Here is a 16,479-nt window from a genome sequence, read left to right as displayed (position 1 = left end):
GGAATTTCTCATGCTGGCACTGTTTCTCAACAGAGAAAGCCGTACATCGCTGCAACTGCAGATCTTTCAATTTTATTTTCAGGCTATTCAGCGGGGGAATTTGCTGTGCGGGGACAAACTTCCTTCTATCCGCGAGCAGGCGCAGGCGCTGAACGTGGCCAAAATCACAGTCGTTATGGCGTATGAAAAATTGATGGCGGCAGGGTTGATTAAGAGCCGACAGGGTATTGGCTATGAAGTGATCTTTACTACACCAGTACGTACACCCGCAGCACACATACCGTTAGCCCAGGGTTCACCGCCGGTAAAGCCTGAGCCTGCAGGCGTTTCCACCGATGTTTACGGTGAGATGGGACGGGATTTTTATTGCCGGATGGGCGTCCCCGATCCCAATGCCTTTCCCTGGTCAAGCTGGCGAAAATGGAATAATGCTCCCAGCGTACTAAAAGAGCAATTGTTTACCCGATATCATTCACCAAATGGATTATTTTCATTGCGTGAGCAAATGGTCAGATACCTTAATCTATCCCGGGGAATTAATACTCGCGCAGAAAACATCATTATTACCAACGGAATTCAGGAAGGGTTATCACTGCTCAGCCAAATATTTATTATTCATCACGCGGCAAGCCAGGAAAAAAAGTGTCATATTGTGACCGAATCCCCTTGTTATTCTGGAGCCTGGCATCTGTTTAATTACTACGGTGCCGACATTACGCCTATCGCGGTGGATAATCAGGGACTGTGCACGGATAAATTACCCGAATATGCAACCCAACTTTGTTACGTGACGCCCGCACATCAGTATCCGATGGGGAGCGTGCTTTCAATGGAGCGGCGTCTGTCGTTGCTGACCTGGGCGCAGCGTGTCGGGGCGTACATTATCGAAGATGATTATGATGCCGTTTTTACGTACGGCGAAAATCCCCTCCCCGCGCTGAAAGCCATGGATTATCACGATCGGGTTATCTATATGGGGACATTCTCAAAAACGCTGGGGCCGGGTGCGCGTCTTGGCTATCTCATTTGCCCGGATGAACTGCTCCCGGCAGTGCAGAATATGAAAGCGTTAAACAACAACGGCAGCCAGTGGTTATTGCAACAGTTTCTCGCTGAGTTAATGCAAAATCAGGTTTTTTATACCCACCTCGGCAAACTGGCCTGCAGCTACGCGTCCCGGCTCGCGCTTCTCCGGGACGGTCTTTCTGCGCTGTTCCCCGACGGAAAAATTGACGGCGCAACGGCGGGCCTGCATCTCTCGTTACACATCGATCGCTCGCCCGACGTCATCGCCTTGCTGCAACAGCGCTGCCTGCAGGCAGGTGTTCGCTTTGATACGTTACAGGACATTGAAAATGGTTCAGAAGAAATCTGGCGCAAGGAGAACAACGCCGGGGTGATGTTTTTCGGTTTTGGCGGGTTGCAGTTACCGCAGATCAATAAAGTGCTGAGAGTGCTGGAGCAGGCGTTAATTCAGCCCTGAAGGCAGAACAGGGATCGAGCGACTCGCCCAATCCCTGTTGATGCCATTACAGCAGATCGCGGAACTGCGTTTGTTTCAGCGCCAGCTCAACGCCACGAACTTCTGCCAGCCCTTTCAGACGACCAATTGCGGAGTAACCCGGATTGGTTTTCTTGTACAGATCGTCCAGCATCTGATGCCCGTGATCCGGACGCATTGGGATAGGACGCAGATCGCCCGCCTTCTTACGACGCTGTTCTTCACGCAGGATCGCCGCCACCACAGAGACCATATCTACGTCGCCCTGCAGGTGAGCACCTTCATGGAAGGTTTTCGGGTTATCTTCACGGCAGGTCGAACGCAAATGCGTAAAGTGAATACGATCGCCAAAGGTTTCAATCATTTTCACCAGATCGTTATCCGCCCGTACACCGTAAGAACCGGTACACATGGTGAAGCCGTTATAGATGCTGTCTACTGTTTCTTTCAACCACTGCATATCTTCAATGGTGGAAACAATACGCGGCAGGCCGAGGATCGGGCGCGGCGGATCGTCAGGATGCACGGCCAGGCGCACGCCTGCTTCTTCAGCTACCGGCACAATTGCGCGCAGGAATACGGCCATATTATTGCGCAGATCGTCTTTACTGATACCGTCATACTCCGCCAGGCGCGCGCGAAACTTGTCCAGCGTATAACCTTCTTCTGCACCCGGCAGACCGGCGATAATATTGCGAGTCAGCTTCTCTACATCGGCTTCGCTCATGGCATTGAAATAATCCAGAGCCTGACGCTGTTCTTCTGCGGTGTAATCCGCTTCCGCACCGGGGCGTTGCAGGATGTGCAGCTCAAAGGCCGCAAAGGCAATTTGATCGAAGCGCAGGGCTTTAGAACCGTCCGGGAGCTGATATTCAAGGTCAGTGCGCGTCCAGTCGAGGATCGGCATGAAGTTATAGCACACGGTATCAATGCCGCAGGTCGCCAGATTACGGATACTCTGCTGATAATTAGCGATCCACGTTTGATACTGTCCAGACTGGGTTTTGATGTCTTCGTGAACGGGAATGCTTTCCACCACCGACCAGGTCAGCCCCTTTTCAGCCAAAATAGCCTGTCGCTTTTGAATCTCTTCTACCGGCCACACTTCACCATTAGGAATGTGGTGCAAGGCGGTCACAACACCGGTTGCGCCAGCCTGACGCACATCATCAAGCGATACCGGATCGTTAGGTCCGTACCAACGCCAGGTTTGTTCCATTGCTTCACCTCACAAGTTGTTATACCAAATTAAGTTAGCTGCATGACGACTACCATACAGGCATCGGGTGGATGATCAACAGAACGCCGATGATTGATTGATCCAGCTCACATTCCCCGGATAAATAAGGCACACCAATTTAACTTGCTGTCATATAACTTTATACTGCCATTGTTAATTAATGGTTAATCAGGTGTATTTAATGAAGACAATTGCCTCGGCTTCACTCCCCAAAAATGTACAGATGCCACTGTACGATCGCCAACGCTTAACCTCGCGGATCGTACATTTTGGTTTCGGTGCTTTTCACCGTGCTCATCAAGCATTGTTGACCGATCGCGTACTCAATACGCAGGGAGGAAACTGGGGGATTTGTGAGATCAGCTTGTTCAGCGGCGATCGGCTGATGAGCCAGCTTCGTGAGCAGGATCATCTGTATACCGTGTTAGAAAAAGGTGCTGACGGCAATCAACCGATAGTGATAGGTGCCGTTAACGAATGCCTGAACGCCACGCTGGATTCGCTGGCGGCCATTATTGAAAAATTCTGTGAACCGCAGGTGGCGATTGTGTCGTTAACCATCACGGAAAAAGGCTACTGTATTGATCCGTCCACCGGGTCGCTTGATGTCACAAACCCACGCATTATTCATGATTTGCAGTCGCCGGATGAACCGCACTCAGCGCCGGGCATTATCGTCGAAGCCCTGCATCGCCGACGCGAACGCGGATTACCGCCGTTTACCGTACTCTCGTGCGATAACATCCCGGACAACGGGCATGTGGTGAAAAACGCGATCCTGGGCATGGCGCAAAAACGTTCGCCTGAGCTGGCGGCGTGGATACAACAGCAGGTCAGTTTTCCGGGCACCATGGTCGACAGAATTGTCCCTGCCGCAACCGACGAATCGCTGGAAGAAATTGCCCAAGCGCTGGGCATCGCTGACCCCTGTGGCATCAGCTGTGAGCCGTTTATCCAGTGGGTGATTGAAGACAATTTTGTCGCCGGCCGCCCGCAGTGGGAAACCGCCGGTGTCCAGATGGTTGATGACGTGCTGCCGTGGGAACAGATGAAACTGCGGATGCTAAACGGCAGTCACTCATTTCTGGCCTATCTTGGCTATCTGGCCGGGTTTCAGCACATCAGCGATTGCATGCAGGACAATGCCTTTCGTGAAGCGGCTTACCGTCTGATGATGACGGAGCAGGCCCCCACGCTGCACATCACTAACGTCGATCTAAATCAGTATGCCGAAAGCCTGCTGCAACGTTTTGCCAATCCAGCACTGAAGCATAAGACATGGCAAATCGCGATGGACGGCAGCCAAAAATTGCCGCAAAGAATGCTGGAAGGGATCCGCATACATTTATCACGGCAAAGCGACTGGCCTCTGCTGGCACTGGGCGTTGCGGGCTGGATGCGCTACGTGAGCGGCATTGATGATGCGGGTGCAGCCATTGATGTGCGCGATCCGTTGCGTGATAAGATCCGCGCGCTTGTCGAGCACAGTTCCCTATCAGAGCGCGTCAGCGCACTGCTTTCCCTGCGCGAGATTTTTGCCCCCGATCTGGTGCAGAATCCGCAATTCGTCGCAGCTATCGAGCAGGCCTGGCAGAATATTGCGCAATATGGCGCGCATCAGGCCGTCATGCAGACGTTAAAAAATTAACAATTTCTGCCATTCAGCGGGACGAAGCGCACCTTCGTCCTCTCTGCCCTTCTCTTTTTATCCTTTTTTCGCCAGGATTGTTGAACGCTATAACAGCATTTGATGATTCTGGAGCCAACGTGACCAAAACCAACCTCATTACCGGTTTTCTCGGCAGCGGTAAAACCACCTCTATTCTTCATTTACTCGCCAACAAAGATCCCGCTGAGAAGTGGGCTGTGCTGGTCAATGAGTTTGGCGAAGTCGGTATTGACGGCGCGCTGTTGGCCGACAGCGGCGCACTGCTAAAAGAGATCCCCGGAGGATGCATGTGTTGTGTTAACGGTTTGCCGATGCAGGTAGGCCTTAATACGTTACTGCGTCAGGGCAAACCCGACCGGTTATTGATCGAACCTACCGGCCTCGGGCATCCAAAACAGATTTTGGATTTACTCACCGCCCCGGTTTACGAACCGTGGATCGATCTGCGCGCGACACTCTGTATCCTTGACCCTCGCCTGCTGCTGGATGAAAAAAGCGTCGCCAATGAGAATTTCCGCGACCAGCTGGCCGCCGCTGACGTTATCGTCGCCAACAAAACCGATCGCGCTACGGCTGAAAGTGAACATGCCTTGCAAACCTGGTGGCAGCACTACGGCGGTCACCGTCAGTTGGTTCATGCCGACCATGGACACATTGACACGCAGTTACTGGATTTACCGCGTCTGAATCTGGCTGAGCTTCCCACAAGTGCGGCACACGCCCACCAGCATGCCGACAAAAAAGGGCTGGCGGCACTGAGCCTGCCGGCACAGCAGCGCTGGCGTCGTAGTCTCAACAGCGGTCAGGGGCATCAGGCCTGCGGCTGGATTTTCGATGCGGACACCGTGTTCGATACCATCGGCCTGCTGGAATGGTCGCGTCTCGCGCCGGTAGGTCGCGTAAAAGGCGTCATGCGAATCAAGGAAGGATTGGTACGCATCAACCGTCAGGGTGATGACTGGCACATTGAGACCCAAAACGTCGCACCTCCGGACAGCCGTATTGAACTCATCTCGGACACCGAGACTGACTGGAACGCGTTACAGGGTGCATTGTTGAAGCTTCGTTTAGACGCTAACGCGTAAGGTTGCCTGCGATTTTGGCAATGGTGAACGACGATGAAAACCCGATACCCTTTTATTCTCCTGCTTAATATCGCAGGTCTGGCGCTGTTTCTGTCCTGGTATATTCCAGCCGGACATGGGTTCTGGTATTCCATCGATTTTGGTGTTTTCCATTTCTTCAACCAAAAACTGGTCGACAGCCCAATGTTCCTGTGGGTTGTCGCTATCACCAACAACCGCGCGTTTGACGGCTGCTCGCTGCTGGCAATGGGTGCCCTGATGCTGAGTTTTTGGCGCAAAGAAACCCCGGACGGTCGCCGCCGTATCATCGCAATTGGTCTGGTGATGCTGCTCACGGCGGTGGTATTAAATCAGTTAGGCCAGGCGCTTATTCCGGTTAAACGCGCCAGTCCAACGCTGATGCTGGATAATATTCATCGTGTCAGCGAGCTGCTGCATATTTCAACCAAAGATGCGTCAAGAGACAGCTTCCCGGGCGATCACGGCATGATGCTGCTTATTTTTTCCGCATTTATGCTGCGGTATTTCGGAAAAGTCGCAGGATTAATCGGCCTTATTATCGCTGTGGTTTTTGCCTTTCCTCGCGTAATGATTGGTGCTCACTGGCTTACTGATATCGTGGTCGGTTCGATGACCGTCGTTTTGATTGGCCTGCCCTGGTGGCTAATGACACCATTAAGCGACCGTTTGGTCACCCTGTTCACGAATTATCTCCCCGGTAAAAACAAACATTTTTTAAACAAATAACGCAGAGTAATTAACATCATCAGGGATACTTCTGATTCCCTGATGATATCTGACGATAATCTCTCTTGCTGACTGTCATTCTCTTGTCATCTTATTCCTGTTTAAAATGAATGAATTGCGTGTTTTTCAGCCTAATTGTTCTTAATTTAGCCAATGCCGTTTATTCACTTTCTGTATCAATTTTTCTTATAAGAAATCACGTAAAATCACTCGCAATGACTGTGGCGATCGGGTAATCTCGAACTCGTTTTGCCTCGCGAGATAATTATTCTCTTTACGAATAAATTTGTGCGTTCTACCACAGATTTGACCATAAAGAATTGTCTCATCGTGCGTAGGTAATTAGTCTCGTCACGTTTGGCATTTTTTATAACGATATTTATCGTTAAGGACTTCAAGGGAAAACAAACAACATGGTCAAATCTCAACCGATTTTGAGATATATCTTGCGAGGCATACCCGCGATAGCAGTTGCGGTTCTGCTTTCTGCATGTAGCACAACGAACACCGCCAAGAATATGCATTCTGAGACGCATGCTGTGGGCAATGGAGATAACTCTTCACTGCAAGCCTCTCAGGATGAATTTGAAAGTATGGTACGTAATATCGATGTTAAATCTCGTATTATGGACCAATACGCTGACTGGAAAGGCGTGCGTTACCGCCTTGGCGGCAGCACTAAGAAAGGGATTGATTGTTCAAGTTTTGTACAGCGTACATTCCGTGAACAATTTGGTTTAGAGCTTCCTCGCTCAACCTACGAACAACAGGAAACGGGTAAATCCGTTTCGCGCACCAATCTGCGCACCGGCGATCTGGTTCTGTTCCGTGCGGGCTCTACGGGCCGTCACGTCGGTATTTATATCGGTAACAACCAGTTTGTACATGCCTCGACCAGCAGCGGCGTTGTTATTTCCAGTATGAACGAGCCTTACTGGAAAAAGCGTTACAACGAAGCCCGCCGGGTTCTGAGTCGCAGTTAATTCGTTTGGCAGCTATCCCTTGGCTATCCTGATGAGACAAATCAAAAGCACTGCTTAGGCGGTGCTTTTTGCTTTTCTTTTACACAACAGAAAAATCTCACGATAAGCGTCAATCCAGGCTATAGTCTTACAAATTAAGCGGTTTAATAATAAGCAGTTACTGCAGGTAAACATAAAGAACTATGTTCAAACGTGCCTCTTCTTCCGGTCGGAAAATCCTGATCCCCTGTATTTTAACGGGGCTCGTCGTCGCCTTACTCGTCAGCACACTGCAATTTTTCGTCTCGTGGCATAAACGAGAAGTGAAGTACGACACGCTGCTCTCCGATATACAGAATTACGTCAAAAGTTACTTCTCAGAACTCAAAACGACCACCGATGAACTACAACCCTTGGTCACTGACAGTTGCCAACAAGTTGCCACGAAACTAACCTCCAGCGCGGCCTTTAGCCTGAACGTACGGGCTTTTTTGCTGGTAAAAGACAGCATCGCATTTTGCTCTTCCGCAACGGGCCCCATGAACACCCCCATCCAGGAGCTGATGCCGTCGATTAATATCAACCACGATATCGATGTGGCCCTGCTCCCGGGTACGCCGATGGTGCCTGACAAACCCGCAATAATGATTTGGTATCGTCATCCTGCCTTGCCGAATAGCGGCGTATTTAGTTCACTGAACATCAATCTGGCCCCCTATCTTCTCTATACCGCCCGGCAAGATGATTTTGACGGTATTGCTATTATCGTGGGCAAGACGGCTATTTCGACATTTTCAGCTCACCTGATACCCGTCTCCGATCTTCCTGATGCCTCAACCCCACGACAGGCGACGATTGACGGCCTGCCGGTGACCGTTCGATTGTACGCAGAAGAGTGGACGTATAACGATATCTGGTATTCCCTCATGCTGGGATGCATGGCTGGGATTATGGCGGCCCTGCTTGTCTGGTACTACATCTACACCCTCCGTTTACGGCCCGGGAAAGATATTCTGAACGCCATCAAGCACAATCAGTTTTATGTGGTCTACCAACCGGTCATGGAGATGCAAACGCTGGAGGTAAAAGGCGTAGAAGTCTTATTACGCTGGCGTCATCCAACGACGGGCGAGATCCCGCCTGATGCCTTTATTCATTACGCCGAATCGCAGCAAATGATTGTGCCACTCACGCAGCATCTCTTTAAGCTGGTGGCCAGCGATGCCCCTGCCCTACAAAAAGTACTCCCCAAGGGCGCAAAATTGGGGATCAACATCGCGCCTTCACATTTGCATGGTGAGAGTTTCAAAGCAGATATTCAGGAACTGAGCGCCTCGTTACCCGCCAACTACTTTCAGGTGGTACTGGAAATCACCGAACGCGATATGCTCGATCAGCACGAAGCCACGAAAATTTTTGAATGGCTGCATGCTGCCGGGCTCGAAATTGCCATTGATGATTTCGGCACCGGCCATAGTGCCCTTATCTATCTGGAACGTTTTACGGTCGATTACCTGAAGATTGACCGTGGATTTATCAATGCCATTGGTACCGAGACGCTGACGTCGCCGGTACTGGATGCCGTGTTGACACTCTCCAGACGCCTCAATATGCTGACGGTTGCTGAAGGCGTAGAAACGCAGGAGCAGGCCCGGTGGCTGCGCGATCGCGGCGTGCATTTCTTCCAGGGTTACTGGGTCAGCCGTCCGTTAAAGCTGGCTGATTTCGTACGCTGGATGGCGAAGCCAGATATGCCAAAGTGGTGATCGCACAGTGCGATTCGTCGATACACTACGCTTGCCGGAACCTCCCCGAGGCTCGGACATGAGGTCCATCGGCAGGTGGACAAGAAAAGGAAAACCCGTGCATAGGATTGTTCGCGTACTGCTGCTATTTTTCACCGTTATAGGTTTTAGCGCTCAGGCTCAGTCCATCAAAGAAAGCTATGCATTTTCCGTACTGGGCGAACCCAAGTATGCGTTCAATTTTACCCACTTCGACTATGTGAATCCCGCTGCCCCCAAAGGGGGGAAAATCACGCTCTCGTCCATCGGCACCTTCGATAATTTCAACCGCTACTCGATGCGAGGGAATCCCGGCGCCCGGACTGAATCACTTTACGATGCGCTGTTTACCACTTCCGATGATGAACCCGGTAGCTATTACCCGCTCATTGCCGACAGAGCCCGCTACGCGGACGACTATTCCTGGGTTGAAATCGCCATTAACCCGCGCGCGCGTTTTCACGATGGGTCGCCGATCACCGCCCGCGACGTTGCCTTTACCTTCCACAAATTTATGACCGAAGGCGTGCCGCAGTTTCGTCTGGTATACAAAGGGACCACCGTTAAAGCGATCGCCCCGTTAACCGTGCGAATTGAGTTAGCCAAACCGGGTAAAGAAGACATGCTCAGCCTGTTTTCATTACCGGTGATGCCAGAGAAATACTGGAAGGATCACAAGCTCAGCGACCCGTTATCCTCCCCACCCCTTGCTAGCGGACCTTACCGCATCACCCAATGGAAAATGGGGCAGTATATCGTCTACTCACGGGTCAAAGATTACTGGGCCGCTGACCTGCCGGTTAATCGTGGGCGCTGGAATTTTGATACCCTCCGCTACGACTATTACCTTGATGACAACGTGGCCTTTGAAGCATTTAAAGCCGGTGCATTTGACCTGCGTCTTGAGAACGATGCCAAAAACTGGGCAACACGTTATACCGGTAAGAACTTCACAAAACAGTACATCGTCAAAGCCGAACAAAAAAACGAGTCGGCGCAGGATACGCGCTGGTTAGCGTTTAACATCCAGCGTCCGGTGTTCAGCGACCGCCGTGTTCGTGAGGCGATCACGCTGGCCTTTGATTTTGAATGGATGAATAAGGCGTTGTTTTATAATGCCTGGAGCAGGACAACCAGCTATTTCCAGAACACCGAATATGCCGCCAAAAATTATCCCGACGCGGATGAGCTGGTGCTACTTGCGCCGATGAAAAACGATCTGCCTCCCGAAGTCTTCAGCCAAATCTATCAGCCACCCACATCAAAAGGCGACGGTTACGATCGTGAAAACCTGCTGAAGGCCAGTGCACTCCTGGACAAGGCCGGATGGGTATTGAAGGGGCAGCAGCGGGTCAACATCACCAGCGGCAAAGCGCTGACTTTTGAGCTGTTGCTCCCGGCAGGCAGTAACAGCCAATGGGTATTGCCGTTTCAGCATAACCTGCAGCGGCTGGGCATTACGATGAATATCCGCCAGGTCGATAACTCACAAATCACCAATCGCCTGCGCAGCCGCGACTATGACATGATGCCAAGGCTGTATCGCGCGATGCCGTGGCCCAGCTCGGATCTGCAAATTCTGTGGGCCTCCGAATATATTGATTCCAGCTATAACGCCCCCGGCGTGCAAAGCCCGGTCATTGATAAGCTGATTAGCCAGATCATTGCGGCGCAAGGTAATAAAGCAAAACTTATCCCGCTGGGACGCGCGCTGGACCGCGTGTTAACCTGGAATTATTACATGTTGCCGATGTGGTTTATGGCCGAAGATCGGCTGGCATGGTGGGACAAATTTTCGCAGCCTGCCGTTCGCCCGATTTACACCATCGGCGTGGACAACTGGTGGTATGACGTCAACAAAGCGGCCAAACTTCCCGCTGCCAGACGACAGGGAGAATAAATGGGCGCATATCTGATTCGACGTCTGCTGCTGGTGATCCCGACGCTCTGGGCCATCATTACCATCAACTTTTTTATCGTGCAGATTGCCCCAGGCGGCCCGGTCGAGCAGGCCGTCGCCGCCATTGAATTCGGGCAAAGTGGCGCACTGCCGGGCGCCGGTAGTGAGGGTGTGCGTGCCAGCCACGCGCAAACTGGCGTCGGGAACATCAGCGACAGCAATTATCGTGGTGGTCGCGGCCTGGATCCGGAAGTGATTGCTGAAATCACCCGCCGTTACGGATTCGATAAACCGATTCACGAACGTTATTTCAACATGCTCTGGAACTATATCCGCTTCGATTTTGGCGACAGCCTGTTTCGCAGCGCCTCGGTCCTGACATTAATCAAAGACAGCCTGCCCGTCTCCGTCACGCTGGGATTATGGAGTACGCTGATTATCTATCTGGTGTCGATTCCGCTGGGGATCCGCAAAGCGGTGTACAACGGCAGCCGCTTTGACGTGTGGAGCAGCGCATTCATTATTATCGGCTACGCCATCCCCGCATTCCTATTTGCAATTTTATTGATCGTTTTCTTTGCCGGCGGCAGCTATTACGACCTTTTCCCGCTACGCGGTCTGGTTTCCGCCAATTTTGACGCTCTGCCCTGGTATCAAAAAATCACCGATTATCTGTGGCATATCACCCTGCCGGTGGTGGCAACGGTGGTGGGTGGATTTGCCGCACTGACGATGCTAACCAAAAACTCCTTTCTGGATGAGGTTCGCAAACAGTATGTCGTCACCGCGCGCGCTAAAGGCGTTAGCGAGAAAAACATTCTGCGCAAACACGTCTTTCGTAACGCCATGCTGTTAGTGATAGCCGGTTTCCCAGCCACCTTCATCAGTATGTTTTTCACCGGCTCACTGTTGATTGAAGTCATGTTCTCGCTGAACGGTCTGGGATTACTGGGCTATGAATCAACCGTGTCACGCGACTATCCGGTGATGTTTGGTACGCTTTATATCTTCACGCTGATCGGCCTGCTGCTCAATATCCTCAGTGATATTAGCTATACGCTGGTCGATCCGCGTATTGATTTCGAGGGACGCTAATGTCGCGCTTAAGCCCCGTCAATCAGGCCCGCTGGGCGCGTTTTCGCCACAATCGCCGTGGCTACTGGTCGCTGTGGATTTTTCTGCTGCTGTTCGGCTTAAGCCTGTGTTCCGAGCTGATTGCCAATGATAAGCCACTGCTGGTGCGCTATGACGGCAGCTGGTACTTTCCACTGGTCAAAAACTACAGTGAAAGCGATTTCGGCGGCCCGTTAGCCACCAAAGCAGATTATCAGGATCCTTGGCTGCAGCAGCGTCTGGAAAGCCAGGGATGGATCCTGTGGGCACCCGTGCGCTTTGGCGCCACCAGCATTAACTTTGCCACCGACACCCCCTTCCCTTCCCCGCCGTCCGCACAAAACTGGCTGGGCACCGATGCCAACGGCGGCGACGTACTGGCGCGCATCCTCTATGGGACCCGCATTTCCATCCTGTTTGGTTTGATGTTAACCCTGTGCTCCAGCGTCATGGGCGTGATGGCCGGTGCGCTGCAGGGCTATTACGGCGGAAAGGTGGACCTGTGGGGGCAACGCTTCATTGAAGTCTGGTCCGGGATGCCGACGCTATTTTTGATAATCCTGCTCTCCAGCGTCGTCCAACCCAACTTCTGGTGGCTATTGGCCATTACGGTCGTGTTTGGCTGGATGAGCCTGGTCGGCGTGGTACGCGCAGAGTTTTTACGCACGCGAAACTTTGATTACATCCGCGCCGCACAGGCGCTCGGCGTGAGCGATCGCAGCATTATCCTGCGCCACATGCTGCCGAATGCGATGGTCGCCACGCTGACCTTTTTGCCGTTTATTTTATGTAGCTCAATTACCACACTGACCTCGCTAGATTTTCTGGGGTTCGGCTTACCTCTCGGCTCCCCGTCGCTCGGAGAACTGCTGTTGCAGGGAAAAAACAACTTACAGGCACCGTGGCTTGGGATCACCGCGTTCGTGTCGGTAGCCCTGTTATTATCGCTGCTGATCTTTATTGGTGAAGCGGTACGCGACGCATTTGATCCCAACAAGGCGGTATAAGATGACGCAACCTCTGTTAGCCATTGACAATTTATCGGTCGGTTTTCGTCAGCAGGGAACCGTACGTACCGTGGTGAACGAAATTTCATTGCACGTCGAAGCCGGGCAAACCCTGGCACTGGTGGGCGAGTCCGGCTCGGGTAAAAGCGTCACCGCACTCTCGATTTTACGTTTGCTCCCCACACCTCCAGCGGTCTATCTTGCCGGTGATATCCGCTTTCACGGTGAATCACTACTCCACGCCAGCGAACAAACGCTACGCGGTGTACGGGGGAATAAAATCGCCATGATTTTCCAGGAGCCAATGGTGTCGCTTAACCCGCTGCACACTCTGGAAAAACAGCTCTATGAAGTGTTGTCGCTGCATCGGGGGATGCGTCGGGAAGCCGCACGGGCAGAGATCTTGACCTGTCTGGATCGCGTCGGGATCCGTCAGGCCACCAAGCGTCTGGCGGATTTCCCGCACCAGCTTTCCGGCGGAGAGCGTCAGCGCGTGATGATCGCCATGGCGCTGCTCACTCGCCCTGAACTGCTGATTGCCGACGAACCCACCACCGCACTGGATGTTTCCGTGCAGGCACAAATCCTGCAACTGCTGCGCGAGCTACAACGCGAGCTGAATATGGGCCTGCTGTTCATCACCCATAATCTCAGTATCGTCAAAAAGTTAGCTGACACCGTTGCGGTGATGCAAAACGGTCAGTGCGTTGAACAAAACCGTGCCGGGCAACTGCTTTCTGCCCCCACCCATCCTTACACGCAGAAATTGCTCAACAGTGAACCTGCCGGCGATCCAGTGCCTTTACCCACCGGCCAACCCCCCTTGCTGGAAGTGGAGCAGCTTCGCGTCGCTTTCCCCATCCGTAAAGGGCTGCTTAAGCGCGTGGTGGACCATAACGTGGTGGTCAACAACGTCAGTTTTTCTCTGAAACCGGGAGAAACGCTGGGACTGGTTGGCGAATCAGGATCGGGGAAAAGTACCACCGGTCTGGCACTGCTGAGGCTCATCGCCTCACAAGGACGCATTGTATTCGATGGTCAGGCGCTGCATACCTTAAACCGCCGTCAACTGCTGCCGGTACGCCACCGCATTCAGGTTGTCTTTCAGGACCCTAACTCATCGCTGAACCCGCGCCTGAGCGTGTTACAGATTATTGAAGAGGGGTTACGCGTGCATCAACCCACGTTGTCTGCCGAGCAACGTGAAGCGCAGGTGAAAGCGGTAATGGCAGAAGTCGGCCTGGATAGCGACACGCGGCATCGTTACCCTGCCGAGTTTTCCGGTGGTCAGCGTCAACGTATTGCGATTGCCAGAGCACTGATTTTAAAACCATCGCTGATTATTCTGGATGAGCCGACATCGTCACTCGACAGGACCGTCCAGGCGCAAATCCTGACGTTGCTTAAGTCATTACAGCAAAAGCATCGCCTGGCCTACATCTTTATCAGCCACGATTTGCATGTTGTACGTGCGCTATGCCATCAGGTTATTGTGCTACGGCAAGGAGAGGTCGTGGAACAGGGGCAATGCGAGCACGTCTTCAACGCGCCACAACAAGCCTATACGCGTCAGCTGCTCGCGCTAAGCTGACGCTCAAAATGGGTTATTATTTGAAAAAGGTTCTGCGATAGCCACGCCGAAATTTTTCAGTCTGCAGGTCGCTGCAAATTCATCCTGACGATTGACGAACAGACACGGCTCCCCTTCACATTCCAGTACGGAACACGGAACTTCAATGTCGCTCAACGCCTGGCTGAGTTTATGCATTACCGACCACGCACTATCACCGTCCGGACTGAGTAACTTGAGCGCCACCAGGCTATTCTCATTGCTCTGGCCGTTTTGCGGAATCGGTTCAACTTTTGAACCTGCGAAACCCACCGACCAACGATAGCACTGCGGCAGACGGTGAACGATTGAGAGTTGTAATGTCATCACTTTCTTTCCCTGGAAGTACAATTACTTCACAATTATTTTACATCAATATTAACACATCATTGACAATACGTCTTTAGACAGTTGGCAAACGTTTACACCCTGTCCGTATGCCACTTTCCGAACCCAATATTTAAATTTATTCAACGGTTCTGGCAGTTTTCCGGGCTATATGTACGCGTTTCTGCGATCTAACTCAACCTTTTTAACTACAATGATGTGACTTTTTACATAAATTGATTTTACATAAAATAAACATAACCAGGGGAATAGATAGATTAGCGGTTGATGTACATCAACTCCGGGAGGCAAATGCCCCCCAGGTTGTGTATTAGATCACCGTTTTTTTGGCTCGACTGGCATAGAGATAGAAGAGAATGGAACAGGACGCACAAAAGGCAATCGTCCAGATCATCGGCCAGGCCGAGTTAAAGGTCGCCAGTGACAGTAGCGCACCTACAATGGCACCGATGCCAAAGCGGAAGGTTCCCGCCAGCGATGACGCCGTGCCAGCCATATGCGGGAACTCATCGAGGATCACTGCCATCGCGTTAGATGACACCATCGATACGCAACCAACAAACGCCGCAACACCGACCACCAGCGCCCAGAAGCCCAACCCGAACAGCGCGCTAAATACCATCCAGCCCGCCATCGCAAACTGGATCCACAGCCCGGAGCGGAACATATTCAATGCCCCAACCCGCCGAACAAAGCGGCTGTTAATAATGGTCATCACAAACAGGAAGACAATGTTCAGCGCAAAGTAATAGCCAAAGTTCTGCGGCGAAACATGGTTGATCTCAATGTAGACAAAGGGACCAGCGCTGAGAAACGAGAACATCCCAGCAAAGCTAAATCCGCTGGCCAACATATAGCTCAACACGCGCTTATGGCGAAACAGCGAGGCGAAATTGCCCATTGTGGTACGCAAACGAAACGGCTGGCGTCGCTCAACGGGCAAGGTCTCTTTGATCAAGGTGAAAATCATCACCGAAGCCAGAATTGCCGCCACGGCCAGGATCCAAAAGATGTAGTGCCAGCTTAACCATACCAGCACCCAGCCACCGACAATCGGCGCCAGCAGCGGCGCAATCGTCGTGACCAGCATGACGAAGGACATCATGCGTGAAAACTCTTCTTTTGGATAAATATCGCGCATCAGGGCGTTAATCACCACGCTCGCCGCCGCAGCCGCCAGGCCGTGGAAGAAACGCATAGTGATCAATTGATCGATAGTTTGTGCCAGCGCGCAGGCGACTGCCGCCGCCGCAAACACCAGCGTTCCCCCCAGAATCACCGGCTTACGCCCGATGCTGTCTGCCATAGGGCCGTAGATCAGTTGCCCCACTGCAAACCCCAAAATATAGGTACTGAGGGTCATTTGCGCACTGCCCGCAGGCACGCCAAACTGAGCAGAGATCACCGGCAGCGCCGGAAGATACATATCAATCGACAACGGCATTAACATGGCCAACAAGCCAAGGATAAAAACAATGGCAATTGAAGAGTTCTGCCGGGTGGTCACATTTAGC

At 52.1% G+C, this 16,479-nt stretch carries 13 protein-coding genes; 10 read left to right on the top strand and 3 right to left on the bottom strand.

The window, feature by feature from the left end; genetic code table 11:
• The first annotated feature begins 10 nt into the window (after nt 1–10).
• Nucleotides 11–1,483, top strand: coding sequence for a MocR-like pyridoxine biosynthesis transcription factor PdxR (gene pdxR / locus AC3ITF_RS07695; RefSeq protein ID WP_489176284.1), 1,473 nt, complete (start codon nt 11–13; stop codon nt 1,481–1,483).
• Between the two features lie 46 nt (nt 1,484–1,529).
• Here pdxR and uxuA read toward each other — a convergent pair whose 3' ends face one another.
• Nucleotides 1,530–2,720: a mannonate dehydratase gene (uxuA, locus tag AC3ITF_RS07690; RefSeq protein ID WP_489176283.1), complete on the bottom strand. Its 1,191-nt coding sequence runs from the start codon at nt 2,718–2,720 to the stop codon at nt 1,530–1,532.
• Between the two features lie 202 nt (nt 2,721–2,922).
• Here uxuA and AC3ITF_RS07685 point away from each other — a divergent pair, with 202 nt between their 5' ends.
• The 9 genes from AC3ITF_RS07685 (at nt 2,923) to yejF (ending at nt 14,599) form a co-directional block, all read left to right on the top strand.
• Complete coding sequence (locus AC3ITF_RS07685; RefSeq protein ID WP_489176282.1) at nt 2,923–4,389, top strand: mannitol dehydrogenase family protein; 1,467 nt, start codon at nt 2,923–2,925, stop codon at nt 4,387–4,389.
• 119 nt (nt 4,390–4,508) lie between these two features.
• Nucleotides 4,509–5,495: a CobW family GTP-binding protein gene (locus tag AC3ITF_RS07680; RefSeq protein ID WP_096756460.1), complete on the top strand. Its 987-nt coding sequence runs from the start codon at nt 4,509–4,511 to the stop codon at nt 5,493–5,495.
• Between the two features lie 33 nt (nt 5,496–5,528).
• On the top strand, nt 5,529–6,242 hold the full coding sequence (locus tag AC3ITF_RS07675) for a phosphatase PAP2 family protein (protein ID WP_115258012.1): 714 nt from the start codon (nt 5,529–5,531) through the stop codon (nt 6,240–6,242).
• 413 nt (nt 6,243–6,655) lie between these two features.
• Complete coding sequence (gene mepS / locus AC3ITF_RS07670; RefSeq protein ID WP_096756458.1) at nt 6,656–7,225, top strand: bifunctional murein DD-endopeptidase/murein LD-carboxypeptidase; 570 nt, start codon at nt 6,656–6,658, stop codon at nt 7,223–7,225.
• Between the two features lie 182 nt (nt 7,226–7,407).
• Entirely contained in the window at nt 7,408–8,970 is a 1,563-nt protein-coding gene (locus AC3ITF_RS07665) for a cyclic di-GMP phosphodiesterase (protein WP_489176281.1), read from the top strand.
• Between the two features lie 97 nt (nt 8,971–9,067).
• Nucleotides 9,068–10,888, top strand: a complete 1,821-nt coding sequence (locus tag AC3ITF_RS07660; RefSeq protein ID WP_420838391.1) for an extracellular solute-binding protein — start codon at nt 9,068–9,070, stop codon at nt 10,886–10,888.
• Nucleotides 10,889–11,983 carry a microcin C ABC transporter permease YejB gene (locus AC3ITF_RS07655; RefSeq protein ID WP_115258009.1) on the top strand — a complete coding sequence of 365 codons (1,095 nt, stop codon included), beginning with the start codon at nt 10,889–10,891 and terminating at the stop codon, nt 11,981–11,983. It begins immediately after the preceding gene.
• Nucleotides 11,983–13,008 carry an ABC transporter permease gene (locus AC3ITF_RS07650; RefSeq protein ID WP_096756454.1) on the top strand — a complete coding sequence of 342 codons (1,026 nt, stop codon included), beginning with the start codon at nt 11,983–11,985 and terminating at the stop codon, nt 13,006–13,008. Before AC3ITF_RS07655 ends, AC3ITF_RS07650 begins: the two co-directional genes overlap by 1 nt.
• Nucleotide 13,009: 1 nt before the next feature.
• A complete protein-coding gene (gene yejF / locus AC3ITF_RS07645) occupies nt 13,010–14,599 on the top strand; it encodes a microcin C ABC transporter ATP-binding protein YejF (RefSeq protein WP_489176280.1) in 1,590 nt (529 codons plus the stop codon).
• Between the two features lie 3 nt (nt 14,600–14,602).
• Here yejF and AC3ITF_RS07640 read toward each other — a convergent pair whose 3' ends face one another.
• Both AC3ITF_RS07640 and AC3ITF_RS07635 read right to left on the bottom strand, forming a co-directional pair.
• Nucleotides 14,603–14,947, bottom strand: coding sequence for a YejG family protein (locus AC3ITF_RS07640; RefSeq protein WP_029139605.1), 345 nt, complete (start codon nt 14,945–14,947; stop codon nt 14,603–14,605).
• A gap of 328 nt (nt 14,948–15,275) precedes the next feature.
• Nucleotides 15,276–16,472 carry a Bcr/CflA family multidrug efflux MFS transporter gene (locus AC3ITF_RS07635; protein WP_489176279.1) on the bottom strand — a complete coding sequence of 399 codons (1,197 nt, stop codon included), beginning with the start codon at nt 16,470–16,472 and terminating at the stop codon, nt 15,276–15,278.
• Nucleotides 16,473–16,479 lie beyond the last annotated feature (7 nt).

Source organism: Citrobacter sp. KH_055_1 (genome assembly GCF_057838705.1).
The sequence above is the reverse complement of the archived record's forward strand: the minus strand, read 5'-3'. Positions and strand labels throughout refer to the sequence as shown.